The following is an 8,690-nucleotide window of genomic DNA, read 5'->3' as shown; positions in this document are numbered from 1 at the left end:
GGATTGGGTAACTAATGATTGCACGATTGTTTCGGCCTTTGATTACGACCTGAACAGAAATTCTGTTCAGGATTTAGGGGCGGCGGATATTGAGGATGTACGATTGGTTATTGCTCAGAAGCCGGAATGGATGGAATGGAATCTCAATTTTAATACAGGCGCATGGGATGTTACTGCCGACACCTTGAGCCTTGAAGCTATTTATAATCTTCGTCATTATGTTTTCCCCTATGAAATTAAAATCCGTGATGATTTTCAGAAAGAGGTTCGATGGGAGAATATCGACCCGGGTCAATGGCCCAGCGGCAAGTATATCATGGGGATTATTACCAGAGATGAATTCGGTAATGAAGGGTTTGCACCGGCGCAAACGACGTCTCTGAATTTTACCAATCCCTGGATGGTCACTATACAAACGGGAAAGTAGCCTTTACATATCATGACTGCGGTAATTAACATTGTCCTGATCGGGTTATCCGCACTCTTTATCTCGATACCGATACTCAACGAGCGTGTTTTTCACACGGTCAATATCGATGAAATGATCGAACGGGGAAGAGTAGGATTGCGCGGCGTTCAGGAACTGATAAACAGCGGCGATTTCAATGCGGCCCGTGACAGCGCTCAGTCGTTGATACAACTTTTTCGCAACGATTCGACTTTGATTTTCGTCGCTGATGTTTCCTCATGGGATTCGGTGACAGCCCTCGTTAAGGCGAATAAGGATAATTTCCGTTCCAATCTGCTTATTCCCCGTCTGGACGAGGAAGTGATTGATTCGATAAAAGATACGACTTTCTCAAAAAATATCAGTATGCCCGTCAAAAAAAAGGTTGTCGCTGCGCTTAACGACATGAAAAACGATCTGGGCTTTTTTATTCAGAATCATGAGGAGATCGACTATGCCTCGGATCCTGATATTAAAAAACGGTATCAGACCATTGTCGAAAAAAAGATTATCAGAAAAGAGGATGACGACTGGAAACTGGCAAAAGATCTTACACCGCAGGATATTTCCCGTCTCAGGATGTTTCACCTTAAGATTCTGGAAAAAATCATCTATCCATCAGTAATACGGAAATATCCCAAACGGAACAGCGATTGGGCCAGTGAATATACGGCCCAGACCGCCTATCTGTATATCGGCGACACCTACCGGTTTCAGTTTCAATTCAATGAAGCGATTCAGATATATGATTCGCTTATTTCACTCTATCCTAAAACTATTTATGCTGAAGTGCTTTTCCTGCAGATCGGAAATATTCTCTATGAGGAAGGGCGGAATAAAATTCTGAGTGGCGACAAAAGCGCCGGAAAAACAGATCTTCACCGGGCCGTTAAGTATCTGGAAAAGATCGAGAAAAACAGGGAGGTTGCAAGAGATTTTCCAAAGTACAAATATACCGATCTTACCCCTGAAACTTTTATCAATGTCGATGCAGCTTCCAAAGCCAAACAGCGGGTGAGGAAGAAAACCCATATTTATACTCTTGAAGAAGAAAAAGCGGAGCTTGAAGGTGAAGGTAAAGGGGGAGAAGGTGGTAATACTCTTGAAGATGCTGTCAAGTTAATCGGCGAGTGCTATATTCAGCTTGGTGAAACAGACTCGGCGCGGTCCCAGTTTACCATTCTTCTGGAATTCTTTCCTGAATCGGATAATCTCGATAATGCTCAAAAGCTGATCGCCGATTCCTATGTAAAGGATGGGGAAATGGCTGAGGAACGTAACGATTCTACGCAATCCTCAAAAGATGCTGAAAAATATTATGCTCTCGCAATTAAGGAGTATCAGAAATTCGTTAATGTCTATCCTCAGAGTGATTTAATTTCCGACGTCTATATCACCATGGGTGATGCATATACGAAACTGGGGGATAAAGAAAAAGCCGGAGAGGCATTTGCCACAGCACTTGACCTGGCAAAGGTTACCGAAGAAAAAGCAAAGGTGCAACTGAAAATCGGTAATTACTATCGGGAGCGGAAACTGTATACGCAGGCTATTGAGGCCTATGAGGTTATTCTTACTACATTCATGAGTACCAATGTTGCGTCCAATGCCCAGTATCTTCTCGGGGACTGCCACAAAGCGATGGGTGATACGGCAAAAGCCATCGAAGCATATAAAAAAATTGTCGAGTATTACAAACAGAGTACGTTTTTTGGCGCCGCAGCTCATAAAGTAGGAAATTCCTATTTTCAGAGTGGCAATTACAAAGAAGCCGAAAAATATTACAACCTTGGATATACCTACGACAGAGAAAATCCACTTGCATCAAAAATGCTTTTTCAACAGGGAATGGTATGGGTAAAAATCGCCGAAGGCCAGGAGGGTGAAGGAAGAAAACAGGCATACAACAACGCGATTAAAATTTTCAAAAAGGTTGTCGACCGTTTCAAGGGCACAACGTATAATGCCGATGCTGATCAGGCAAGTTATCAGATGGCCGATTGCTATATGAAAATCGATAATGAAAAGGCCGCCCGGGAAGCCGCCAAAGAAATAGACAACAGAGCAATCGGTATCGAGGCGATCAAGATATTCGGTGTGGATATCCAAGACCCTTCAAAGGAGCTTGCATACTGGAATCAGCTGTTTGATGAGGCTGTTGAGGATGAAGAACGGGCGACTATCCTCTACGATAAGGCTCTTGTACAGCTGGACAAAATGAATAATTATGACGCTGCCTTTGAATCTTTCGACAAAATTCTCGAACTTACCGAAGACGAGACGAAAAAGATCAACGCAAAGATCGGAATTTCCCGTATTTATATGGCCAAAGAAGATTATGACAGTGCCCGGATCGTACTGAATGAACTTCTGCAGAATAGACGCGTATCCCCGGAACTGAGACAACAGCTCCGTATCCAGGTTTATGATGCTGCCTCCAGGGCGAAGGATTACGAAGAAGCCATTGACGGTTTTGAAAGTTTCGTGGTACAATACCCCGATCACGCCAGGACGCCCTATGCCTACTATCGTATCGGAACAATACTGGCGGATCAGGGAAACCATAAAAAAGCGATCGACAAGATGGATATTGTTATTGAAAAATATCCCGATTCGGATATGTATGATAAGGTAATACTCAGCAAAGCAGAGCAGATGATTGCACTGGATAAACCGGAAGAAGGAATACAATACCTTCAGGATTTTCTGGCGAGCAGGCCTCTGGATTCGATTTCAATTGCCCCGAACATCTATTTACGAATAGGCGAGGCCTATCAGAAAAAACTCGGAAATACCCAAAAGGCGATCGAAAATTTTTCGATTATCATTGAAAAATACCCCGAGAGCCGCCTCCTTTCTTATGCAGCCTACCAGATGGGGACCGGGTTAAAAGAACAGGGCAAGGACAAGGAATCTATTGAAATTTTAAATAAGGTCAAAAAGGAAGATCCGGCGATATATCGCGCCGCGCAGGCTGAAATCGGCAAGCTTCTGGCAAAGACCGATCCCGAAGCGGCAGTGGAAAACTACTGGAGAATTGTTGAAGAGAGTGAAACGCCCGAAGACAGTGCTGTTGCAATGATCGGTATCGGCGATGTGTATGTGACGGTTAAAAAATGGGATAAGGCCGCAGAGACATTCCGGAGGGTGTATGATTTTTATCATGGTGATATAGCCGCTTATTCGGCCGGCGCCCTGGTTAAATTAATCGACGCATTGAATAACGCAAAGAAATATGATAAAGCGATCGAGTATGCCCGAGAGATGCAGAAGAAATTTCCTGATAACGATTTTACGATCAACACAATATATTTCGAGGCTGCTGCGTGGTTTGCAAAAAAGAACTACGGCAAGGCCCGGGAAAAATTCAAAGAGATCATCGAATCGGGAAAATCAGCGCAATTGGCCGAAATCGCCATGTACCAGAAAGCCGACTGTCTCTATTTCAACAAACGATACCATGCAGCGGTGAAAGAATATAATGAATATCTCAAGAAACATCCCAAAGGAAAATACAGTGCATCGGCGCTCTACATGCAGGGAAATGCCTACTGGACTCTGGAAGATTTCGGCAATGCTAAAAACAAGTTTCAGGCGATTGTTACACAGTACCCCGATTTCCAGGACATCTGTAATGCCAGGAATTTTCTTGCCTACAGCCTGGACCGGCTGGGCAAGTGGAAATCCGCAATCAAACTCTACAGCAAATCGATCGGCAGCGGGCGGTGTGGCGGTAATGCGAAAAAGTTTGCCATGGAACAACGCGAGAAAATCAGAACTGAGCATTAAATATATTGGATAATAGACAAGGATAATGGATTATGATAATAGATGAAAATGGTGGATTACAGGTCGGAATCCAGGGGCCGGTAACCACCTTTAATTCGAGTTTCGTGTTTCGGATTTCGAGTTTGTCACCGAAAGGAGCCATTGATGGGTTTTGATTTAATAGGGACGTTTAAAAAGGGCGGATTTGCAATGTGGCCGCTTCTGATTGGAGCCGTGCTGGCGCTTATGTTTGTTATTGAGCGGCTTATCGTGATGTTTCTTCAGAAGAGAAAACTCAGACCCGACAAATTCCTCGAGGCTTTTGAAGAGTCCATGAAGAAGCATAACGGCGACAAGGATAAAGTCGTGGAGGAGATGACCGGGTTGTGCAAGAAAAAAGGCGGCGTTACAGCAGAAATAATGCTGGAGGGACTTACAAAATTCAAGCAGGCAAAGAGTTTGAATATGAGTGTTATGGAAATGAAACAATGGCTGAACAACGCAATTGAGGAGCGTTCCCGCATTGAACTTCCTCAGCTCGAAGCTCACATTATCGTACTTTCGGTGGTTGCCGTTGTTTCTCCACTTATCGGATTGTTCGGGACTGTCTCGGGTATGATCCGTTCATTTACGATAATGGCCAGCGCTGCAGGTGGAGCAAAGCCCAATGAGCTTGCCGGTGGTATTTCCGAAGCGCTTATCACCACTGCTACGGGACTGGTTGTTGCCATTCCGGTATTGATAAGCTATAACTGGATAAAAACAATGATTGACAATTACGTCATGCTTGTCGAAGAAGCAGCAATTCATCTGGTTGATTCACTTATTATTGATGAGAAAGCAGGGGCCTGAGATCAATGGCGTTTGGTAATAACGGAAGGAAATCTGAAGAGCTCCGGTTGAATATTTCACCCATGATCGATGTGGTGTTTCTTATTCTTATTTATTTCATTGTTTCCATGCAGATGGAGCCTTCACTGGATAATATCATCAAATTGCCGCCGGTATTCAACGCGGTCGAGCAGGATACGGCACTGTTGCAGATTTACGTTCTTCCGGCAAAAGTACAGAAGGGTGGTTATATTGACCCGGATTCCACCGGACTGGTCGCTTTTTCGGATAAGGCCAAGACGCCGGCGGTTTGCCCCAATTGCGAGCTGCCGCTCAAGGATAAACGGGGGTTATACATAACCAATTCCCTTCTGGATTCCGACAATAAGCCGGTTGAAGACCTTCAAACCAAGATGGCCGAAGCATATGGTGAGGGGACCCGGCCGCCGGCATTTTTCTGTTCCCGATGCGGCCATGAGATCAGCCCCTATCTGCGACTTGATGAAATTCCCCGGGCCTTGAGGGAAAAGAAAAAGGAAGTTGTCGAGCAGATGGTGCAGAATGAGAACGTAAAGCGCAAGGAAACCGGGCAGGAACCCATGAGTAATGCAGATGTCGATAAGCTTGAAAAAAAGATCAAGCTTTTAATCAAAGCCGATCAGAATGCATTTTACGGACGGATCCTTCAGGTGGTAAACATGGCAAAAGACACGGCCTGCGATATACGAAACTTCGCCTTTGTCACTCTTCCCGAAGCATCGAAGGAAGTTGCGGCAAATTCCGAACAGACGCAGGGGGATAAGTAAGATATGCTTAAATCACGCATAAAAGAATCCGATGAAGTCGATCTCACGCCGATGATCGATGTGGTATTTCAGCTCATTATCTTTTTTATGGTAGTAATGGCTATTGCGGCGGTGTATGGGGTTGCTATTAAATTCCCGCCGCCCGGTTCATCCCAGTCAAATCAGAACAAAAAAAAGGAAAAAAATATCATCGTCTATATCCAGTCCGACCATCTCGAAAAAGGGCACCAGCTTGTGCGGGATGGAATCCTGAAAATTAACGGCGAGGAAATACCCCTGACCCAGACGCTTCCCGAAGAACGATATAACATTATTAAAACGCAAAACAAAGATGTATGGGCAAAGGAACGTGAAGAAGCCTACGATTTTCTTAAATGGAAAATGAAAGAATTGCTCGACAAAGGATATAAAGACGATGTCCTCATAGTGCAGGGGGACATGAAAACATATCACGGCAAAATAATGAGAGTGATTGATAAAGCAAAGGACCTGAAAGTCAACGGCTTTTCGCTTGTGCCGCCGACAAAATAAAGGTGCAGATCACTCCTATCGATTGGTGGAAGGAAATAGATATGAGACGGAAATTTGTTTATGCCGGATTATTGGGCATGCTCTTGCTGTTGGTGAAATGCACGCAGGATGATACCGGACCTATCGGCTATAACCCGGATGCCTCGAGTCAGTATATCCCTGTCCAGCTTGTCAGCCCATCCAATCAGGACAGGCAACAGGATATCTCGCTTACTCTTATATGGTCTGAAGCAAATGAGGACGGAGTAACCTACAACGTATACCTGGATACGCACGACAACCCGGATTCGGTGATCGCAACCGGACTGGCTCAATCCGATACAACACTTGCCGTTACCGGACTCCGATACGCAACTCAATATTACTGGAAAGTTGTTGCCGATTTTGAGGAAGCTTCAGCTGAAAGTTTCATCGGGAATTTCTCGACAGTATTTCCGAATATGGACTATTATAACAGCTCAAATTCTGGTCTGATAAGTAATCGCGTACTGTCTGTTTTGCTCGAAAACACGGGAACTGTCTGGATTGGAACAGAATTTTTCGGATTGCAGAAGTTTGATGGAGCCGGTGGCTGGAGAGTGTATGATACAGCCAACTCCTCTCTGGGGGGTATCTGCATTACCTCATTGGCAAATACGATTGACGGTAAAAAATGGGTTGGCACCTTAATAAATGATGTTTATTCCACTTCTGATGGAAATTCATTTTCCACCGCTCATGCCCAAAAAACACCTAACGATTCTATCCTGGCATTGGCTTCGGATGCCCATGGAAGCATTTTTATTGGTGCAAGAAGTAATGGTGTTGTTAGAATGAATAATAACGTGTGGATACAATTTGATTCGCTGAAAATTAATGGTGCCGAAACAAATGTTGGAAAATATGCCGCCAGTGCCATATGTATCGATCAACAGATGAACTCGGCCAACCCATTAGCGGGGATTTTTATCGGAACAAGTAATGGAATATACGAAATAACCGATTCTTCAATCACTAACTTTTACGATACCACCTTCATGGCCGAGTATCGCGAGCATTTATATGATACGGTATATACCGGTGATTCGGTTGATGCACTTGATTCGTTATACGACATCATTCTCGTTGACAATGAGAAGGTCGACACTTCGTTTGAAGTTATTTATTCCGACAATGAGTCGAATCAACATACCGATACGGTGATCAACAGTGGGGCATTGACCGTAATTGAAAACCTTTATACGGTAATTGAGATTGATACCCTGCGATTCGACACTGTTTTCAATGTCACCTATACCGACACGTTGCTTGACATTATTGTAGATTCTTCCATCCAGACATATGCTGCAATACTGTCGTTGATGAATATAAATGAAATTATAAATGTCGATACGCTCGGATTCGATACCACTTATGATACATCCTATTCGGCTGAACATTATAATGAAAACAGTGGTTTATCCGGTAATGAAATAACCGCGCTTCAGTACGACGGCGCCGGTAATATCTGGGTGGGGACGGCGAGTAACGGTCTGATGTTTTACGATCGTTCGACCTGGAAAGGAATTGCCACATCAAATTCAAACTTAACAAATAATAATATTAATTGCATCGATATTTCTTCGAGCGATAAGATCTGGGCAGGTACAAACGGTGGCGGGCTGGTGAAAGTCCGGCGCCTAAACGATGAATGGGTGATCACCTCATACACTACACTGAATTCATCAGTGCCCTCCGATGTGATTAATGATATAGCAATTGAAAGCTTTGGAAGAGTATGGATTGCTACAAATATGGGAATACTGGCCTTCGAGGATTAACAGTCAGCATTTTAGATGGTTATAAAAAAGCGGATGTGTCACCGGTTCCGGCGCTTCCGCTTTTTGTTTTTATAGAGAATGCAGGAATACACTCCGGACACATTGAGATATAAGAGAACCGGAAGTTTTTTCGATATACACAATACACATTGAATTCCAGCTCGCAGTAATGAAATCTCCAAGGATTTCCAGATGAACGATTCCACTGTTAAAATCACCGGGAAACGCCGCCGGGGTCAAATGATATTCTTTATTTCGGTTGCCGTTATGGCCGTTGCGCTGGTGGTGGTTCTTTTCCTGCTGCGTATCACCGAAAAAGAGGTCCCGACCCGCAAGCCTGAGTTTGATCCTCAGGCGTGTATCCGAATGATGGATATCAGCCGGGTGTATCGAATTAAGGGCGACGGTCCCAATCCCCAAAAACTCTGGTTTGCCACTGCGGAAGGCGTCCGGGTACTTGACCTCGAGACATTCGAATGGATCCGTTACGGACTTGATCATGGGCTG

At 44.3% G+C, this 8,690-nt stretch carries 6 protein-coding genes; all 6 read left to right on the top strand.

What is annotated here, in order from left to right:
• Nucleotides 1-439: 439 nt before the first annotated feature.
• Nucleotides 440-4,237: a tetratricopeptide repeat protein gene (locus tag GF401_04235; GenBank protein ID MBD3344253.1), complete on the top strand. Its 3,798-nt coding sequence runs from the start codon at nucleotides 440-442 to the stop codon at nucleotides 4,235-4,237.
• Nucleotides 4,238-4,381: 144 nt separating this feature from the next.
• Complete coding sequence (locus tag GF401_04230) at nucleotides 4,382-5,068, top strand: hypothetical protein (GenBank protein ID MBD3344252.1); 687 nt, start codon at nucleotides 4,382-4,384, stop codon at nucleotides 5,066-5,068.
• Between the two features lie 5 nt (nucleotides 5,069-5,073).
• On the top strand, nucleotides 5,074-5,853 hold the full coding sequence (locus GF401_04225) for a hypothetical protein (GenBank protein ID MBD3344251.1): 780 nt from the start codon (nucleotides 5,074-5,076) through the stop codon (nucleotides 5,851-5,853).
• Nucleotides 5,854-5,856: 3 nt separating this feature from the next.
• Nucleotides 5,857-6,384: a hypothetical protein gene (locus GF401_04220; GenBank protein MBD3344250.1), complete on the top strand. Its 528-nt coding sequence runs from the start codon at nucleotides 5,857-5,859 to the stop codon at nucleotides 6,382-6,384.
• Between the two features lie 41 nt (nucleotides 6,385-6,425).
• Nucleotides 6,426-8,183 (top strand): hypothetical protein, encoded by a 1,758-nt coding sequence (locus GF401_04215; protein ID MBD3344249.1) that lies wholly within the window; start codon nucleotides 6,426-6,428, stop codon nucleotides 8,181-8,183.
• A 192-nt stretch (nucleotides 8,184-8,375) separates the two neighbouring features.
• A partial coding sequence (locus GF401_04210; GenBank protein ID MBD3344248.1) for a hypothetical protein occupies nucleotides 8,376-8,690 on the top strand: 315 nt, incomplete at its 3' end.

This window comes from Chitinivibrionales bacterium (genome assembly GCA_014728215.1).
In the GTDB taxonomy this organism is placed as follows: Bacteria; Fibrobacterota; Chitinivibrionia; order Chitinivibrionales; family WJKA01; genus WJKA01.
This window is presented reverse-complemented; position numbering and strand designations above follow the sequence as displayed.

Bases quoted from the DNA above. Each gene is read 5' to 3' on its own strand.
- GF401_04235 (MBD3344253.1), top strand. From the start codon at position 440: ATGACTGCGGTAATTAACATTGTCCTGATCGGGTTATCCGCACTCTTT.
- GF401_04230 (MBD3344252.1), top strand. From the start codon at position 4,382: ATGGGTTTTGATTTAATAGGGACGTTTAAAAAGGGCGGATTTGCAATG.
- GF401_04225 (MBD3344251.1), top strand. From the start codon at position 5,074: ATGGCGTTTGGTAATAACGGAAGGAAATCTGAAGAGCTCCGGTTGAAT.
- GF401_04220 (MBD3344250.1), top strand. From the start codon at position 5,857: ATGCTTAAATCACGCATAAAAGAATCCGATGAAGTCGATCTCACGCCG.
- GF401_04215 (MBD3344249.1), top strand. From the start codon at position 6,426: ATGAGACGGAAATTTGTTTATGCCGGATTATTGGGCATGCTCTTGCTG.